The organism is Rhodococcus sovatensis (assembly GCF_037327425.1).
GTDB classification, from domain to species: domain Bacteria; phylum Actinomycetota; class Actinomycetes; order Mycobacteriales; family Mycobacteriaceae; genus Rhodococcoides; species Rhodococcoides sovatense.
In genome coordinates, this window is sequence record NZ_CP147846.1 from 5,904,536 (window position 1) to 5,919,872 (window position 15,337).

Annotated in this window: 19 protein-coding genes; 15 read left to right on the forward strand and 4 right to left on the reverse strand. The window is 62.6% G+C overall.

Translation table 11 applies throughout. The features are described 5' to 3' along the window. Positions 1 to 61: 61 nt before the first annotated feature. The 3 genes from WDS16_RS27610 (at position 62) to WDS16_RS27620 (ending at position 1,620) form a co-directional block, all read left to right on the forward strand. Positions 62 to 208, forward strand: coding sequence for a hypothetical protein (locus tag WDS16_RS27610; RefSeq protein WP_338893644.1), 147 nt, complete (start codon positions 62 to 64; stop codon positions 206 to 208). A 156-nt stretch (positions 209 to 364) separates the two neighbouring features. After that, on the forward strand, positions 365 to 589 hold the full coding sequence (locus WDS16_RS27615; RefSeq protein WP_338889399.1) for a hypothetical protein: 225 nt from the start codon (positions 365 to 367) through the stop codon (positions 587 to 589). Positions 590 to 687: 98 nt separating this feature from the next. Continuing rightward, entirely contained in the window at positions 688 to 1,620 is a 933-nt protein-coding gene (locus tag WDS16_RS27620) for a DAPG hydrolase family protein (RefSeq protein ID WP_338893628.1), read from the forward strand. A gap of 56 nt (positions 1,621 to 1,676) precedes the next feature. Here WDS16_RS27620 and WDS16_RS27625 read toward each other — a convergent pair whose 3' ends face one another. After that, positions 1,677 to 2,333 (reverse strand): hypothetical protein, encoded by a 657-nt coding sequence (locus WDS16_RS27625; RefSeq protein ID WP_338889400.1) that lies wholly within the window; start codon positions 2,331 to 2,333, stop codon positions 1,677 to 1,679. A gap of 296 nt (positions 2,334 to 2,629) precedes the next feature. Then, positions 2,630 to 3,400, reverse strand: a complete 771-nt coding sequence (locus WDS16_RS27630; RefSeq protein WP_338889401.1) for an alpha/beta hydrolase — start codon at positions 3,398 to 3,400, stop codon at positions 2,630 to 2,632. A gap of 74 nt (positions 3,401 to 3,474) precedes the next feature. On the opposite strand from WDS16_RS27630, the gene WDS16_RS27635 reads away from it, so the two are divergent. Next, the gene (locus WDS16_RS27635) at positions 3,475 to 4,065 is read left to right on the forward strand and encodes a TetR/AcrR family transcriptional regulator (RefSeq protein ID WP_338889403.1); all 591 of its coding nucleotides are present in this window, start codon (positions 3,475 to 3,477) and stop codon (positions 4,063 to 4,065) included. Here WDS16_RS27635 and WDS16_RS27640 read toward each other — a convergent pair. Further along, complete coding sequence (locus tag WDS16_RS27640; protein WP_338889404.1) at positions 4,056 to 4,706, reverse strand: TetR/AcrR family transcriptional regulator; 651 nt, start codon at positions 4,704 to 4,706, stop codon at positions 4,056 to 4,058. The two genes, WDS16_RS27635 and WDS16_RS27640, sit on opposite strands and share 10 nt — an antisense overlap. 114 nt (positions 4,707 to 4,820) lie before the next feature. Between WDS16_RS27640 and WDS16_RS27645 the strand changes: the two genes are divergently transcribed. The 6 genes from WDS16_RS27645 to WDS16_RS27670 all read left to right on the forward strand — a co-directional run bounded on the left by WDS16_RS27645 (position 4,821) and on the right by WDS16_RS27670 (position 9,243). Then, positions 4,821 to 5,687: an alpha/beta fold hydrolase gene (locus tag WDS16_RS27645; RefSeq protein ID WP_338889405.1), complete on the forward strand. Its 867-nt coding sequence runs from the start codon at positions 4,821 to 4,823 to the stop codon at positions 5,685 to 5,687. 50 nt (positions 5,688 to 5,737) lie between these two features. Further along, the gene (locus WDS16_RS27650) at positions 5,738 to 6,046 is read left to right on the forward strand and encodes an EthD family reductase (protein WP_338889407.1); all 309 of its coding nucleotides are present in this window, start codon (positions 5,738 to 5,740) and stop codon (positions 6,044 to 6,046) included. 51 nt (positions 6,047 to 6,097) lie between these two features. Beyond that, positions 6,098 to 7,231: an NAD(P)/FAD-dependent oxidoreductase gene (locus tag WDS16_RS27655; protein ID WP_338889408.1), complete on the forward strand. Its 1,134-nt coding sequence runs from the start codon at positions 6,098 to 6,100 to the stop codon at positions 7,229 to 7,231. After that, complete coding sequence (locus WDS16_RS27660) at positions 7,213 to 7,701, forward strand: hypothetical protein (protein WP_338889410.1); 489 nt, start codon at positions 7,213 to 7,215, stop codon at positions 7,699 to 7,701. The genes WDS16_RS27655 and WDS16_RS27660 overlap by 19 nt, the downstream gene beginning before the upstream one ends. 53 nt (positions 7,702 to 7,754) lie before the next feature. After that, positions 7,755 to 8,048, forward strand: a complete 294-nt coding sequence (locus WDS16_RS27665) for a DUF2834 domain-containing protein (protein ID WP_338889411.1) — start codon at positions 7,755 to 7,757, stop codon at positions 8,046 to 8,048. Between the two features lie 154 nt (positions 8,049 to 8,202). Next, positions 8,203 to 9,243, forward strand: coding sequence for an alpha/beta fold hydrolase (locus tag WDS16_RS27670; RefSeq protein ID WP_338889412.1), 1,041 nt, complete (start codon positions 8,203 to 8,205; stop codon positions 9,241 to 9,243). Positions 9,244 to 9,264: 21 nt separating this feature from the next. Here WDS16_RS27670 and WDS16_RS27675 read toward each other — a convergent pair whose 3' ends face one another. Further along, a complete protein-coding gene (locus tag WDS16_RS27675; protein WP_338889413.1) occupies positions 9,265 to 9,978 on the reverse strand; it encodes a GntR family transcriptional regulator in 714 nt (237 codons plus the stop codon). A 107-nt stretch (positions 9,979 to 10,085) separates the two neighbouring features. Here WDS16_RS27675 and WDS16_RS27680 point away from each other — a divergent pair, with 107 nt between their 5' ends. The 5 genes from WDS16_RS27680 to WDS16_RS27700 are packed head-to-tail and all read left to right on the forward strand — an operon-like array spanning position 10,086 to position 15,304. Continuing rightward, on the forward strand, positions 10,086 to 10,808 hold the full coding sequence (locus WDS16_RS27680) for a phosphonatase-like hydrolase (RefSeq protein WP_338889414.1): 723 nt from the start codon (positions 10,086 to 10,088) through the stop codon (positions 10,806 to 10,808). 47 nt (positions 10,809 to 10,855) lie between these two features. Further along, positions 10,856 to 11,824, forward strand: coding sequence for a phosphate/phosphite/phosphonate ABC transporter substrate-binding protein (locus tag WDS16_RS27685; protein ID WP_338889415.1), 969 nt, complete (start codon positions 10,856 to 10,858; stop codon positions 11,822 to 11,824). An 11-nt stretch (positions 11,825 to 11,835) separates the two neighbouring features. After that, positions 11,836 to 12,645, forward strand: a complete 810-nt coding sequence (phnC, locus tag WDS16_RS27690; RefSeq protein WP_338889416.1) for a phosphonate ABC transporter ATP-binding protein — start codon at positions 11,836 to 11,838, stop codon at positions 12,643 to 12,645. Beyond that, entirely contained in the window at positions 12,642 to 14,246 is a 1,605-nt protein-coding gene (gene phnE / locus WDS16_RS27695; RefSeq protein ID WP_338889418.1) for a phosphonate ABC transporter, permease protein PhnE, read from the forward strand. The genes phnC and phnE overlap by 4 nt, the downstream gene beginning before the upstream one ends. Then, positions 14,222 to 15,304 (forward strand): zinc-binding dehydrogenase, encoded by a 1,083-nt coding sequence (locus WDS16_RS27700; RefSeq protein WP_338889420.1) that lies wholly within the window; start codon positions 14,222 to 14,224, stop codon positions 15,302 to 15,304. Before phnE ends, WDS16_RS27700 begins: the two co-directional genes overlap by 25 nt. Positions 15,305 to 15,337: the final 33 nt, after the last annotated feature.

Sequence of the window (15,337 nt, forward strand, 5' to 3'; positions counted from 1 at the left end):
TACCGTAGTGCAACTAGAACGTACTAGTACCGCTGAGCAGCAGTTCCAGTCTGGAGAAAAGATGTCATCGTCATGCGAAACCGTCCGGGTGGCCCTCGTCGGGGCGGGTCGAATCGGCAGGAACCATGCCGAGATCGTTGCCCGACGGGTGCCCGGCGGTTCGACGCCGGGTTCGCCGCCGCTCGCGCGGCCATCGACGGCGGGATGAAAACACTGAACGTCAGGGCAGCGCGTCGACCGTTGCGGTCCGCGTAGCGGCCGAAGAACCACGAGCCGACCGGTCGCATCAGGAAGGTGACTACGCGCAGGCCCCAGCGTCTTTCACGGTCTCTCGATTCTGCTGATCGCCCTGACGGGGTACGGAGTGACACAGGTGGCGTTCCGTAGACGCCGGGATTGGCAGCGTCGCCACGCCGCGGCGATGCAGGCCACGGTTCTGGTCCTGATCGTCACGGGGACAGCGCAATTTTTCGATCGGCTTCCGCTCCCGCACGATGCCCTGAATGCGATCGTGTTCCTACAGGTGCCCCTGATCATCGGCATCGTGGCAATCGTGCGGAGTTCGCGTAAGGCAGTGCGGCCGGATTGAATCGGCACCGCGTCTCCGGGTCGATAGCTCGGTGTCGCAGCGTTGACATGTACCGCCCCAAGGCCATAATCTCAACATATGTTGAGTGATGCGTTGTGATGCGGGCGGGACCGACGCGACGCCAGATGGTCATCGGCGCGGCAGCAGGGGTGGTCGCAGCTGTTCTCGGTCCGTCGGCGAAGTCGAGTGCTGCACCCAGGGGCGGCTCTGTCGAGGAGTGCGGCGGTCGATACCAGGGCTATCGTGAAGCCGATCGAGGTCGACCGTATGCCCGCTACATGGCAGACCGAACGGCTCCGGCACCGGCCGCCGTCGAGGACGCCTACGCGGGCCCGGCCCTGAAGCCCGACTCGGTGCCCGAATTCGCCTCGATTACAACCGATCTCGGGGCGGTCGGCTACTCATCGATCGAGACAGGCTACGGACAACTTGCCGATGGAGTGGTTTTCGTCGCTGTCCACACTGTGATGCCGCGTGTCACGGCAGCGATGTGGGATTGGTGGTTCGGATGGCACTCCACCGAGGCTGCCCGCTACAAACTCTGGCATCCCGACGCTCACCTGTATGCCGCCCTCGCGGAGGACCGAACAGGCTTCGACATTCCCGACAAGGCAAAGTACATCGGCAACACAACATTCGTGGACGAATACGTCGGCCCCAAGCTGCAGCAGTTGATGATCGGCTTTCGTGATCCGGTAGCGCACGGGTTCGATGTCCCCGTGGACCAAACGGTGATTCTGGGGCGGGTCGGTAGCGTCATCGCACCGGTGGACTTGGGCTGGCTCGCTCATCAGGTCAGGCCATGCGACGGTGGTGCCGAAATGCGAAGTCGCTTCTATCTGAACCTGCGTGGCCTGCACGTTCCCGACCTGAAGCAGGTTGCGTGCGCCGTCCGCCGTGGCGCTTCGGTGGATCCTGCCGATCTGGTTATCGGACTGGATCTAGCCCGAGACTTGATGTTGCATTGCGGACAAGAGATGAACCATCTAGCTGGGTTTCTGCCTGAGCTTTACGCAGAATTCGGCTCCTAGCAAGACCGGCGCGACCGAGAACGGGGCGCAAAAGTCTGTCGAGTAAAGCCTGAGTCTCATTGGCACGGCCCGGTGATGCAGGCGGTATGAACTGCGCGACGGACAATGTGCGCAATGCAGTTGACCTCATGGTCGGAAGTGGGTGCATAGATGAGTACGTATGATTCGGGAAGTCCGATGAGCGGTCGCCCTGCGAGCGGGTGAAGTTCACCCCATCCTGCCGAGATCACTGTCTGCGCATCATCTTCTGTCATGACGACATGCAGAGACCCGTCGCTTCCATGGACGTGGGCGATTTCGCACTGTGTGCGGGAGATATTGGGGTCTGCCAACGACGGGTCCGAAAGGTACAACGCGTCCCCTCTACGTTCGAGTCTGCTGCGGCCGAGATGAAGGAGCGAGTCGTTCCTACGCGCTTCGTCGGCGATGACGCCGCCGATCTGATGTATGAGGGAGGGCGTGCTGTGGCCGCTGAGTTGGCGATGGGGGACCGGATGGGGTGCGATGAACGGTCGCGGTGCAAGTCGAGGCTCGAGGGTCCACGTGTTCGAGGAGTTCGATGCTCCGCGAACAGTCAGTGGATCGGGGCGCTTGAACGCGCGCAGAATTGTAGTGACAACCCATCCGAATGGATTGGACGGCAGCCCACCGGGCCCGAGGGCCGTCCACGTCGAATAGTCACGCTTGATGTACCGAATTGCTGCCTCCCCCATCTCCCAAGTCTGACCCTTCGACTCCCGAAATCCAAGAGTTGACGACACTCGTTCGAAGCGAGGCGCGTTCATCCGAATCCCTTGCTCGACTTGATGTGTTGAACTTGTCGACTTCCACGGCGTCCGGTGGCCGTCAAGTGTTGGGGCTGCAACTGGTGGACCGAGTAGACCGTTCGAGGCCCGGCTTCCGATCGATCCCGTTTTGAGCGGGGCGGTCGGACACCGGCCCAAACGGAAAGTGGTGTGAAGGGCTGATGAAAATACAGGACGGCTATCGGACTGCTCTGCTGGCAGCGCTACCGACTCCACCGGACTGTCTCGAGCCACTTATCGACCGCCCTCATGGTGACCGGAAGTGCGGTTCCGTCGAAGACCATATGATCGGCGCCAGGTATCGAGACGAAGGTGCCGTTCGCATACTTGGACGCGGTCACGCGAGCGACTCGCGGTGCAACTATCCGATCGCGGGTTCCGCTGACCGTCAGTACCGGAGTGTTGACTCGATCGAAGTCCACCCGTGCCGCATGTTGTCGATCGAGCCACGGGAACCCCATCTCGAAGTAGGCTCGGCCCGACTCGGTCACCAGCGTCTCGAACATTACCCGGGCGTCCCGTTCGCTCATGTTGCCTGCAGCTCCCCAGTAGAAGCGCTCCCAGGTGGGATACAGCGGCTTTGCCCGTGGCCGAAGTTGCAAGAAATGCCCGTAGAAAAGACGGAGCATCGACGGGTACAGGTTGAAGATTCCCGCGGCGGGTGCCGGTGCGGCAGCAATCAAACCAACGTTCTCGACGCGAGCGGCGACGAGTTGTGCGATGAGCCCGCCCATCGACAGTCCTGCTATCAGCGGCGGGGTGTCGAACGTTCCCGTCAGTGCTACGAGGTCATCGACGTAATCGGTCAGGCTCAGGCCTGCGATGAACGGGGAACCTTCAAGGAGTGGAAGTTCGTGATGCCGCAGCGTGGGGGTGTGCACGGTCATTCCGCGCGATTCGAACTGTGCACGAGCCGGTGCCCACGAGTCGCCGTTGCACCAGGTGCCGTGGATCAGGAGAACGTTCTGTGTCATACCTGACAATGTATCCGAATCGAACGGTTTGAGTAAGTCTTGTCGAAAACTTTCTCGCCCGCTACGGTGGGATCATGAACGCGGTGCCCGATGGGCGAACTGTCCGGTGGGAGCACCGTGACGGTGAGTTGTTGGCAGCAGCCACCCAATATGTACTCGATCACGGTGTCGCCACACTGACGATGCGGCCCCTTGCCGAGGCGGTCGGGGTCACGATCGCCACCCTCATTCGGCGGTTCGGTTCGAAAGATGAACTGCTCGAACAGATTTGCCGGAGCATCCATCTCGACATGCTCGATACTCTCGCGTACGATCCTGAGCTCGCGGGTCTCGATCCCCGACAGACGTTGGATGTTCTGTGGGGCCGGTGGTTGGACCCCGCCCAGGCCCGGCAGTTCACATTCTTGTTCGAGCTGTTCGGTGTCGCACTGCGTGATCCGGATCGGTACGGCTGGTTCGCCGAATCGGTGATCTCGGATTGGCTCGCACCGATCGAGGATGTTCTGGTCGAAGTCGGAACCGAGATCTCGCAGGCTAGAGCCCTGGCCACGGTCGTGCTGTCGCTCCTGCGCGGGCTGCATATGGATTTTGCGATGACGGGAGACAGGGATCGGGTCGAGGCGGCGTATCACCTGGTGGTCGACGCGATGGCCAGTCAGTTGTGAGATCCCGCCAGCGCCGAGCGCAGTGACATTTCGGTGTCGATCGGTGCGTCGCCGAGGCCGTGTGCCAGGGTCCTGAGAAGCGGAAGGAGAACTTTCTCGCTGCCCGGTGCAGGGTCGATGAACCCTGCGACCTCCAGCATCGCGTAGCCGTGTACTGCGCTCCACCACTGGTAGGCCAACGGGGAGATGTCGGAGTCCGTTACGAAGCGCCCAGCAGAGCATGCCCGATGGCAGGCTTCCTCGACGCGACGAAAGGTGCCGTCTCGCCCGGTGAGCATCTCGGTGGGTGCCGAACGACGGTACTTCCCGAGCGACGCAGTGACGAAGAGGACTTCGTACAGTTTGGGCTCACGCCGGGCGAACCCGATGCTCGTCAGTAGCAGCGCCAAGAGGTCTCGGACTGGATCATCGGTACTTTCAACGGATTCGAGTTCCTCTGCCAGGGCTGCGAATCCGTCCTCGATCACGCTGGAGATCAACCCACCGATAGAGCCGAAATGCGTGTACACGGCCATCGACGACGTATTGGCCTCTGCAGCGACCTTTCGCGTGGATACTGCGTCGGGGCCGTGCTGGGCGATCAGTCGCGCTGCGCTGTGCAGCAGGTCGGAACGTACTTTCGGGTCGGTCGATCGTGACATGAATCTGAGTATTTCACGGCGTGCGTAGACGGATCGAGGTGCGGTCGACGGCTATTTCACTCGCTATAACACATGCTATAGTAAGCGGGTCCGGGCAACTCGAAGGGGCATTTCGTGAGTGAACCAACGCGGATCGCGAACTTCCGGAATGGGCGTCTGTTGTTCGATGTCAGTGATGAGGGTCCGATGGACGGCCCGATAGTTGTTCTCCTGCATGGGTTTCCGCAGAATCACCATTCCTGGGACATGGTGCGAGCCGAGCTGCATCTGCGTGGACACCGCACAGTCGCATTCGACCAGCGAGGGTACGCGCCTAGGGCTCGCCCGCGTGGCCGTTTCGCCTATCGGGTCGGGGCGTTGGCTTCGGATGTGTCGGTATTGATCGACATGCTCGGGCCGCGACCGGTATCGGTCGTCGGGCATGACTGGGGCGCGCTCGTGGCGTGGGCTGTCGCTGCCACACGACCGAACTCGGTGGCATCGCTGACGACGGTCTCGGTTCCGCACCCCCAGGCCTTTCTGTGTTCGATGGTGACCAGCGACCAGGGCAAGCGGGCGGTCTACATGGCAATTTTTGCGCTGCCATGGCTTCCCGAACGGTGGATTCGAAGCAACCCATCTGCATTCGGAAAGGTTTTGCGCAGAACGGGTATGAGTCCCTCGGAGGTCGAGCGCGTCGTCACCGAAGTGGTCCCGTCCGGCGCGCTCACCGGAGGGATCAACTGGTACCGGGCAATGATGATCGCATCGCCGCGCACTTCAGCGGCGGTGTTGGTACCGACCACGCACGTCTGGTCCACCGGAGATACCTCCCTCGCGCGATCGGGGGCCGAGCTCACCGGCCGTTACGTTAGGGCCGACTACCGCCTCGAAATACTGGACGGCTCCCACTGGATTCCCGACGAGCATCCGCGTGCGCTCGCCGCCCTGATCGCCGCGCGCGTCCGCACAGCACCCGATAGCCACTGCCCACCGCAGTGATCGGGCATTACTCTCACCCATCGACCTCAACATCAAGGAGCGTTCCACGCATGTTCAGTGTTTCCATCTGTTACCACGAGCCGGCGGACGCAGCCGCGTTCGACCAGTACTACGCAACCGTCCATGCCCCTATCGTTCGGACGGTTCCGGGTTTGGCGAGTTTTACTGCGAGTCGATGCCGGGCTCTCGGTCCAGGCAGTTCGACACCGTTCTACATGGTTGCTCAGTTGAGTTTCGGGACTGCGGACGACCTGGCAGCGGCACTGCGGTCCAGCGAAATGACATCGGCGGGACAAGATCTGAAGAACTTCGCGTCCGAGGTGACCATGTACACCGCCGAGGATCTCATCTGCGGCTAGCGCGGCTCTGCCGGACCCGTCGCTCACTCGAACGAACAAAAGGAGAATGCCATGTCAGTCGGAGAAAGCTACAAGCGTAGTCGTCCCGCCGAGTCTTGGGATGCGATCGTCATAGGCTCGGGGATCGGAGGCCTCACCGCTGCAGCGTTTCTGGCGCGTGCGGGCCAGCGGGTCCTCGTCCTCGAAAAACACAGCACCGCAGGAGGAGCTACTCAGACGTTCCGACGAGCGGGCTACGAGTGGGACGCCGGGTTGCACTACATCGGTCAGGTGCATCGACCGGACAGCGGCCTGCGTCGAATCTTCGACTACATCAGCAACGGCAAGCTCGAGTGGGATCCGATGTCCGACGTGTACAACACGATAGTCGTCGGAGACAACACCTATGAGTATCCCTCTGGCCAAAAGGCTTTTGCGGCCCGCATGCAAGAGTACTTTCCGAGCGAAGTGGCAGCGATCGACAGATACCTCGAAGTGGTATCGCAGGTCAACAGATCGGCACGCATGTTCTTTGCGCATCGCGCGCTGCCGCCACAATTTGGCGAATCTGCGTACGACGAAATGTGCGGTCCCTTCCGTGAATACTCCGATCGTACCGTCATCGAGGTGTTGTCGGAACTGACCGACGACAGTGAGCTGATTGCCGTACTCTGCGGCCATTGCGGTGACTACAGCCTGTCCCCGGGTGATGCTTCATTTGCCGTGCACGCCATGCTTATTCGGCACTACATCGATGGTGCCAGCTATCCACGCGGTGGGTCCGGGCGGCTCGCAGAAACCATCGGCGCGGTCATCGGTTCGGCGGGCGGAGCAGTCCTCGTCGGTGCCGAAGTGGCCTCGGTTCTGGTCGACGACACCGGAACGGCGACGGGCGTGAAGATGGCAGACGGGCGACAGTTCACAGCGAGCGCGGTGATCAGTGACGCGCGGGTGTGGCTCCTACTCTGGGCGGATTGTTGCCCGACACGGTCGACAACCCAACTGCTCGTGCGGTACTCGACGCGAGCACCGCCGCGGGCCCGTCCTTGCCGTGGGTCGTGCTCAACATCGGAATCGCGGAGTCCGCAGCAGACCTCGGCCTACCGCAGGGCAATATCTGGATCCATCCCGAGCCTGATATCGACGCTCACATCAAGACTTTCCAAAAGAAGCCAGCTACGTCACCGATGCCACTGTTCTTCCTGACCTTCCCGTCGGTCAAGGACTCCACTTGGGAGGCCCGACATCCGAATCGGGCCACAATCGACATTGCAGGGGTGACCAGCTGGTCGCTGTTCGAGAAGTTCTCCGACACCGCGTGGATGAACCGTGGCGTCGAGTACGAGGCGCTGAAATCTCGACTCATCGACGAACTGCTCGACCAGGTCTACCATTTTTGCCCGCAGGTGCGCGGAAAAATCGACCACACCGAACTGGCAACTCCACTGAGCTTCAACCACTTTCTCGGCCGCAGTCACGGCGACTTCATGTCCCTGGCCGCGAGCCCAGCGCGTTTTGCGATTCGAGATCTCGGTGCGCACAGTGGGGTCCCCGGTCTGTACCTAGCCGGCCAGGATGTAGCTGCAGCAGGAGTGGTAGGCGCGACCCAGGGCGGAATCATCGCCGCCTCCGCGGTACTCGGGCGAAACGCGATCGAGGATATGGTGTCCGCGTGAATAAACAAGATGGAGTCGCCACGATCCGCACACGTCGCCGTCTGCTACTGCTCATGACAATCCTAGGATTCGTCGTTCCCAACGCGTTCGTCGTCGTTCACTTCAGGGCACATGGAGTGAGTCGGGACAGCGCAACCGCGTTCTTTTCCGAGTGGGTCGGATCTACTCCGACGCGTGCGCTGACGGCAGATCTCGGGATTACCAGCGTGGTGTTCTGGCTTTGGTCCGGGCTGGATTCGAAGGCGAACGGCGTGAAACACTGGTGGTTGGTGCCGTTCGGTACCTGCTCGGTGGGCATTTGTTTCGCCGTGCCTCTGTATTTTCTTATGCGCGAATACACGAGATGACTGGCCGAGTCCGGACCGGCGAGTTCGATCGAGCGGGAGAATGCGTGTGAGCTTCCAAAGGATATCTGCGGTGGTCGCGGCGTCTGTGGTGATTGTGACTCTCGGGTGTCCGGTCGCGGCAGCCGCTCCATCGAGGAGCCCCACCGAATCTACGGTGCTCAGTCCGCTCCCGCGGTTGATCGGGGGCGCAGGCATCGGTTACGCGATCTCCTACCCGACCTCTGACGAACACGGGCGTCCGACGGTTGCGAACGGTCAGGTTTACCTGCCTGTCGGCAACCCGCCTCCGGGCGGGTGGCCAGTGGTGTCGTGGGCGAAGGGTACGGTCGGCGTCGGTGACGGCTGTGCCATGAGTACTGCACTTGCACGCGGCCTCCCCGATCCGTTTGCGGTGGCGCTGTCCGAACCACTGCTCACCGATGTGCTCGAGAGCGGAATCGCGGTCGTGTCCACCGACTACATCGGCCTGGGAACTGTGGATCGGCACCAATACCTGAACAGCGAATCGGAATCCCGCGCGGTGATCGATATCGTTGGCGCAGCGGCAGATTCACTTCCGGAGTTGTCGCAGACCTGGGTGGCCGCCGGGCACTCGCAGGGGGGAGCGGCGGCCTTGACCGCCGGGGTCCAGGCCGCTGCATACGGGAACTCGCCCGACTTACGTGGGGTCGTCGCCATTGCGCCCTCGTCGAATGTGGAGAACATCATCGCCGTGTTGACGCCGCAGACGCCGCGGGTCGCGCAGCTGACCAACATCACTGCCACGCTGATCTACATTCTGTACGGGCTGCAGGACGCTCGACCGGACATCGACATCAACAGCTATCTCAGCGACCTCGGACGTGAGAGGGTCGCGTCTGCTGAGGACATGTGCATCGGTGATCTCCGGCAGTCGGTCGACGGTATCGCTCCGCAGCAGTTGTTGAGTCGGCCCTTGTCCGATCCGACGTTGGTCGCGGCTCTCCGTGACTACATGGCTGTGCCTGTCGTCGGGTACACGCGCCCGGTCGTCATCGAGCAAGGTCTCGCCGACGCCGTAGTGCCCCCGCTCGGAACTACCGCCCTAGCCGCTCAACTACTTGCGGGCGGCGCCGGTGACCTGACGTATCTTCCGATTCCGGGTGCAACACACTACGATGTCGTGGCCACAACCGCCGCTGACACCACTGCTCGGATCTCGGCCATGCTGCGGTGATGAACGCTCATCCCCAAGAGTTCACGCATCCATCTCGGCCGTGAAAGTCATACGGTCGCCGCGATACAGCGAGCGTCGATGCTCGATCGGTACGCCCGTACGGTCATAGGACACACGGTTGAGCAGAAACATCGGTGTCCGGCTGTCGACGGACAGCAAAGCCGCTTCTCGGGCGTCGGGCAAAACCGTTTCGATACTGTCGACAACGCGTCCGAATATGATTCCGCGCGAACGTAGTTCCGCATACAGCGAAACTCGGTAGTCGAAAGTCTCGACAAGACCGGGAATACGGTAGGCAGGGATGCGGGTCGTCTCCAAACCCACTCGGGTGTCGTCGGTGGTGAAGACACGCTCGAGTTGCACGACGGCATCTCCGGCGTCGATGTGCAGTAGTTCGGCGAGCGTTTCGTTCGCCTCATCGACACTCCAGCCGACGAGGATGCGAGATGCCGACAGCCCTTTGTCGCGAGCTGCTTCGGTGTACGAACCGATCGCAAGGGGTAGCACCACCTTCGGAGCCGCAACCACAGTCGCGCGGCCCCGTCTTTCTATCCGACCGGCTACGAGTAACTCACGGATAGCCTGCCGCAACGTTTCCCGCGATACATCGTGCTCTTCGGCCAGGTCTCGTTCGGATGGAAACGGATCTCCGGGCGCCAGGCCGTCGAGGAGCGCGTCGAGGTTCTTGCGCACGACCTGATGCTTGAGCATCCGGGGTTCGGAGTCGACAACCATGGGCTCACGATACAGCAGTCGGTCTAGACCAAATGGTCGTAGACCGTTCACTTCGAGTTCACCTCTGTTCCATCCTTTGGTCTATACCAAACGGCATCGTCTCTCCCATGCCCAACACGACCTCGCTCACCGCGCCCCACCTACTCGGCGATGCCCCCGGCCCGGCCATCGAACTTGTCGTCATGGATATGGCCGGAACCACGGTGACCGACGATGGCCTGGTGATTGCTGCATTCGACACCGCAGCATCCTCTGTCGGCCTCGCAGAACATGGCCTCGAGCGCGACGACGCCCGCCGCTACGTGCTCGACACCATGGGCCAATCGAAGATCGAGGTGTTCCGCGCACTCTTCGACGCCGAGGACCGAGCGCAGGCCGCCAACACTGCATTCGAGGCGGCCTACGACGCCCGCATCGACGACGGCGTGAAGGCCGTGCCCGGCGCCGCCGAGACCATCACGCAACTACGCGACGCCGGTATCAGAGTCATTCTGACGACGGGCTTCTCACCGTCGACCCAGCAGCGCATCCTCGACACACTCGGATGGAACGATCTCGCCGACGCCTGCCTGGCACCCGGCGAAGCAGGCCGCGGGCGCCCCCACCCCGACTTGGTCCTGACCGCAGCTCTCCACTCCGAAGTCAGCGACATCGCGGCCGTCGCCGTCGTCGGTGACACCTCCAACGACATAATGTCCGGCCGACGCGCAGGCGCTTCCGTGCTCGTCGGTGTACTCACCGGTGCGCATTCGGAAGACCAGCTGCGCACTGCCAACCCCACCCATGTTCTCGCAAGCGTCGCCGATCTCCCCGCTCTGATTCTGTCCTGACTGCTCCTTCCTCGAACTCCACACTTCACCGAACGGACACCACAGCCATGACCACTCTCACCGCTCGTCGCACCGGTATCGCCGCGGCCTTGCTCTCCGTCACCGCTCTCGTTGCGGCGGGTTGTTCCAGCTCCGACTCCGACGCCACAACCGAGCAAGGATTTCCTGAAACAATCACCCTCGCAGCGATTCCCGCTGAGAACTCCTCGGATCTGCGGGCCAGCTACGACCCGGTCATCGAGCGCCTCCAGCGCGAAACCGGCGCGACCGTCGAGTTCGTCCAGGCTTCGGACTACGCAGGAGTCGTCGAGGGTTTGATCGCAGGCAACGTCGACCTCGCCTTCTTCGGACCGTTCGCGTACGTGGTTGCAGGCATCAACGGGGCGCAGATGACGCCCCTCGGCGCTGTCGTACAGGACGAAGGAACCCCGCCCGGTTACCAGTCCTACGGAATCACGCGTGCAGACAACGCTTCCGTGAACTCTCTCGCCGACTATGCAGGCAAGAAGGTGTGCTTCGTCGACCCGAGTTCGACGTCCGGATTCCTCTACCCGTCGGCAGGGCTGATCGAGGAAGGAGTCGTGGCGTCCGGATCCGAGGGGGATATCTCGGCCGGTGTGACGCCTATCTACGCGGGCGGGCACGACGCCTCCGCGCTCGCCGTCAAGGCTGGAGACTGCGACGCCGGGTTCGCGTTCGACACGATGGTCGACCGGACCATGATCGACAACGGTGAACTGGCGCCAGGTGAACTCAAGACGGTGTGGAAGTCCGAAACGATCGCAGGGTCGCTCTTCGCCGCCAACAACGATCTCGGCACCGAGGCCATCGCGAAACTCGAAGACGTCTTCAGCGACGGGATGAACTCCGACGCCTTCGTTGCCGACGGGATCTGCGCCGAAGAATGCCGGATCACCGACGAAGACGCATGGGGCGTGGTGCCTGCACAGGACAGTGACTACGACGGCGTACGCCACGTATGCGAGGTCACCGGCTCCGAGAAGTGTCAGGGCTGATCATGTCCGGAATGATCGATCGCAAGGACATCGTCGTCAGCGCACACGACGTCACCAAGAAGTTCGGTTCCACGACCGCATTGAAGAACGTCAACCTCGACGTACATCGCGGCGAAATGCTGGTTTTGCTGGGGCTTTCGGGTTCTGGAAAGTCCACGCTGCTGCGCTGCATCAACGGACTGCACCCGATCACCTCGGGCAACATCACCGCACTCGACACCCGTGTCGACCTGGCATCTCGAAAACGAAAGCGGGAGCTGCGCAAGAACGTCGGCTTCATCTTTCAGCACTTCAACCTCGTCGGACGTCTCAGCTGCATCGAGAACGTTCTCGTCGGTGGCCTCGGTCGTTTGACGATTCCGCGCTACGGCGCGGTGACCTACCCCAAGGCAATGCGGGCCGAGGCGCTGCGGTGCCTCGACCGCGTCGGCCTCGTCGATTTCGCCGAGCGCCGCGCGGACACCCTGTCCGGCGGACAACAGCAGCGCGTCGCTATCGCACGCACGTTGATGCAGCGGCCTTCCATCGTTCTCGCCGACGAACCCGTCGCCTCCCTCGACCCGGAGAACGCGGGCATCGTCATGGATCTGCTGCAACGCGTCTGTACCGAGGAGAAGTTGACGGTCGTGTGCACCCTGCACCAGGTTGATCTCGCTCTCGGCTGGGCCCATCGGCTCGTGGGTCTTCGAGATGGAGAGGTCGTGCTCGATCGGCCGGCAGCAGGTCTGTCACGCGAGGACATCATGCCGATCTACCAGCGCATCGCCCCAGCAGGCGATATACGGACGATGACGGAAACGACACGGGCCGAGTCCACATGACGATCACCCTGGAACCGAAAACCGAACGACCGCAGCCCGTGACGCGGCGACGCTGGCTCCTTCCGTCACTCGGTGCGATCGCTGTCGTCCTGACGATCCTGTCGGCCAACTACATCGAGTTCGCCCCCACGGCGCTCATCGACGGCGTCGAAGACGTCCAGCGTCTGGTGGCGCGAATGCTTCCACCACGTGTCGACGACACCGGCCGGATCGTCTCCCTGGCGTTCGACACCTTGCTGATGGCGGTTCTCGGGACTGTCCTGGCCGCCATCGTCTCGGTCCCCCTTGCCTTTCTCGCCGCGCGCAACACCACCCCACACCCGATCGTGTACACGGTGGCGCGGGCCGTCATCACGTTCTGTCGCGCGATGCCCGATCTGCTGTTCGCGGTCCTGTTCGTGCGGGCACTCGGGATCGGCGTGCTACCCGGCATTCTCGCGCTCGCACTGCACTCGATCGGCATGCTCGGCAAGCTGTTCGCCGACGCCATAGAGGAGGTCGACAACGGCCCGCGCGAAGCGATTCGCGCGACTGGTGTGGGGTACATCCGGGAGATGGTCAATGCCGTTGTTCCGCAGGTGGTTCCAGCGTGGATCGGTGCGTTCGTCTACCGGATCGACATCAACCTGCGAATGTCTGTCGTCCTCGGCTTCGTCGGGGCAGGGGGTATCGGCTTCGCGTTGCAGGATGCGCTGCGGGGACTGATCTACCCGCGTGCGCTCGGAATCGTTCTGGTCATCCTGGTCATCATCGCGGCAATGGAACTCGCGGCCATCGCGCTCAGGCGGATGTTGCTCGTTCCGTCCGCGGCCGGACCCCGTCGCGATCGAGCGATGAAGATCGGTGCCTCTGCGGTACTGGTCGTGTCCACCGTCGCCTCGTTCGTTGTACTCGAGATCAGCCCCTGGTCTCTGTTCACCTGGATCGGACCGTCGATCGAGGTCTTCGGCCGCATGGTGCCGCCGGACTTCTCCTCTCTCGGCGTCGAACTGGTCGATGCCGCCGTTCAGACCGTCGCGATCGGTATCGTCGCCACGGCGATCGGTATCGTCGCCACGGCGATCGGCGTCGTGCTCTCGATTCCGGTCGGAATACTCGCTGCCCGCAACGTGACGCCACATCCGGTGGTCTACTGGCTGGCGCGGGCGTGGATTCTGTTGGTGCGCGCGGTACCCGAACTGATACTCGCGGTGGTCTTTGTCGCCGCGCTCGGACTCGGGCCGGTCGCAGGCACGTGTGCCCTCGCTGTCGGTTCGGTCGGGTTTCTGGGCAAGCTCGTCGCGGACGCCGTCGAGGAAATCGATCCCGGTCCGCTCGAAGCTGTGGCGTCCGTCGGTGGTGGGTGGTGGAACAAGATCGTCAATGCGGTGATCCCGCAGGCAGTGCCGTCGATGGTCGGGTCGAGCCTCTACTTGCTCGATGTCAACATCCGGACCTCGACCATCCTTGGAATCGTTGGCGCAGGCGGCATCGGATTCCTGTTGTTCGAGTCGATTCGCACTCTGAATTTCGACGTCGCCGGCGCCATCGTTCTCGTCATCTTTGTCGTCGTCTACGCAGTCGAAAGGATCTCCGGATGGATCAGATCACTCCTCGTGTAACGCAGGCCGCGGTATGGACCCCGGACGGCATCGACATTCGGACGCTCGACATCCCTGAGTTGGGGCCGGGTGACATCCTTGTCGGTGTCGACCTGGCCACGGTGTGCGGGAGTGACCTGCATACCGTGTCGGGTCGACGCCCCGCCGCGTGCCCGTCCGTTCTCGGCCACGAGGCTGTCGGCCGCGTGGTCGCTGTCGGCGACGGAGGCCGACCGGCCGGAGCCGGGGCTGCCGCGTCGGTCGTCGTCGGGGACCGTGTTGTGTGGTCCGTCACCGTCCCATGCGGGAACTGCCCACGCTGCGCGTCCGGATTCACCGCCAAGTGTGTCGATGTGCGCAAGGTAGGGCACGAATCAGCCGTCGGTGATTGGGTTTTGAGTGGATCGTACGCCGAGCACATCGTCCTGCCGCGAGGCACAGCCGTCGTACAGGTTCCGGACTCGATGCCCGACGCGGTCGCCGCGCCCGCAGCATGTGCGACGGCGACCGTCATGGCAGCGCTGGAAGCTGCGGGCGCCCTCGCCGGCAAACGGGTGTTGATCTACGGCGCCGGGATGCTCGGTGTCTCCGCGGCAGCTGCGTCAGCAGAACGGGAAGCCTCGACGGTCCGCGTCATCGATCACAATCCACTGCGGCAGAACTTGTCTCGTTCATTCGGGGCGATCGACGATGACGGAGAATCGACGGACGTGGCCATCGACTTCACTGGTTCCGCGGCGGCGGTGCAAACTGCGCTCGGACGGCTCGATACCGGTGGACGTCTCGTCCTCGCTGGATCGGTCACTCCGGGCCCGCCGATCGCCGTCGATCCCGAGGCGGTCGTACGACGGTGGTTGACCATCACCGGAATACACAACTACGAGCCTCGCCATCTCGCACAGGCAATTGCATTTCTCGATGCGACTCGCGAAAAGTACCCGTGGGCCGAGTTGGTCGATGCGCCGGTGCCTCTCACCGAGCTGACCCGCGTCCTGGCTGTGGCGCCTCCTGGAATACTGCGGTCATCGGTGGCACCGACTCAGGGCGGCACTCCCACCGATTCGCTGGCGAACACCTGAGGTCCCTGATCTGTCGGCAACGGCATACGATGA

What these genes read in the sequence shown, in the direction of transcription:
- WDS16_RS27700 (WP_338889420.1), top strand. Translation starts at nt 14,222, where the DNA reads ATGGATCAGATCACTCCTCGTGTAACGCAGGCCGCGGTATGGACCCCG.
- WDS16_RS27655 (WP_338889408.1), top strand. Translation starts at nt 6,098, where the DNA reads ATGTCAGTCGGAGAAAGCTACAAGCGTAGTCGTCCCGCCGAGTCTTGG.
- WDS16_RS27620 (WP_338893628.1), top strand. Translation starts at nt 688, where the DNA reads ATGCGGGCGGGACCGACGCGACGCCAGATGGTCATCGGCGCGGCAGCA.
- WDS16_RS27675 (WP_338889413.1), bottom strand. Translation starts at nt 9,978, where the DNA reads ATGGTTGTCGACTCCGAACCCCGGATGCTCAAGCATCAGGTCGTGCGC.
- WDS16_RS27635 (WP_338889403.1), top strand. Translation starts at nt 3,475, where the DNA reads ATGAACGCGGTGCCCGATGGGCGAACTGTCCGGTGGGAGCACCGTGAC.
- WDS16_RS27660 (WP_338889410.1), top strand. Translation starts at nt 7,213, where the DNA reads ATGCCACTGTTCTTCCTGACCTTCCCGTCGGTCAAGGACTCCACTTGG.
- WDS16_RS27685 (WP_338889415.1), top strand. Translation starts at nt 10,856, where the DNA reads ATGACCACTCTCACCGCTCGTCGCACCGGTATCGCCGCGGCCTTGCTC.
- WDS16_RS27680 (WP_338889414.1), top strand. Translation starts at nt 10,086, where the DNA reads ATGCCCAACACGACCTCGCTCACCGCGCCCCACCTACTCGGCGATGCC.
- phnC (WP_338889416.1), top strand. Translation starts at nt 11,836, where the DNA reads ATGATCGATCGCAAGGACATCGTCGTCAGCGCACACGACGTCACCAAG.
- WDS16_RS27650 (WP_338889407.1), top strand. Translation starts at nt 5,738, where the DNA reads ATGTTCAGTGTTTCCATCTGTTACCACGAGCCGGCGGACGCAGCCGCG.
- WDS16_RS27665 (WP_338889411.1), top strand. Translation starts at nt 7,755, where the DNA reads ATGACAATCCTAGGATTCGTCGTTCCCAACGCGTTCGTCGTCGTTCAC.
- WDS16_RS27625 (WP_338889400.1), bottom strand. Translation starts at nt 2,333, where the DNA reads ATGGGGGAGGCAGCAATTCGGTACATCAAGCGTGACTATTCGACGTGG.
- phnE (WP_338889418.1), top strand. Translation starts at nt 12,642, where the DNA reads ATGACGATCACCCTGGAACCGAAAACCGAACGACCGCAGCCCGTGACG.
- WDS16_RS27610 (WP_338893644.1), top strand. Translation starts at nt 62, where the DNA reads ATGTCATCGTCATGCGAAACCGTCCGGGTGGCCCTCGTCGGGGCGGGT.
- WDS16_RS27640 (WP_338889404.1), bottom strand. Translation starts at nt 4,706, where the DNA reads ATGTCACGATCGACCGACCCGAAAGTACGTTCCGACCTGCTGCACAGC.
- WDS16_RS27630 (WP_338889401.1), bottom strand. Translation starts at nt 3,400, where the DNA reads ATGACACAGAACGTTCTCCTGATCCACGGCACCTGGTGCAACGGCGAC.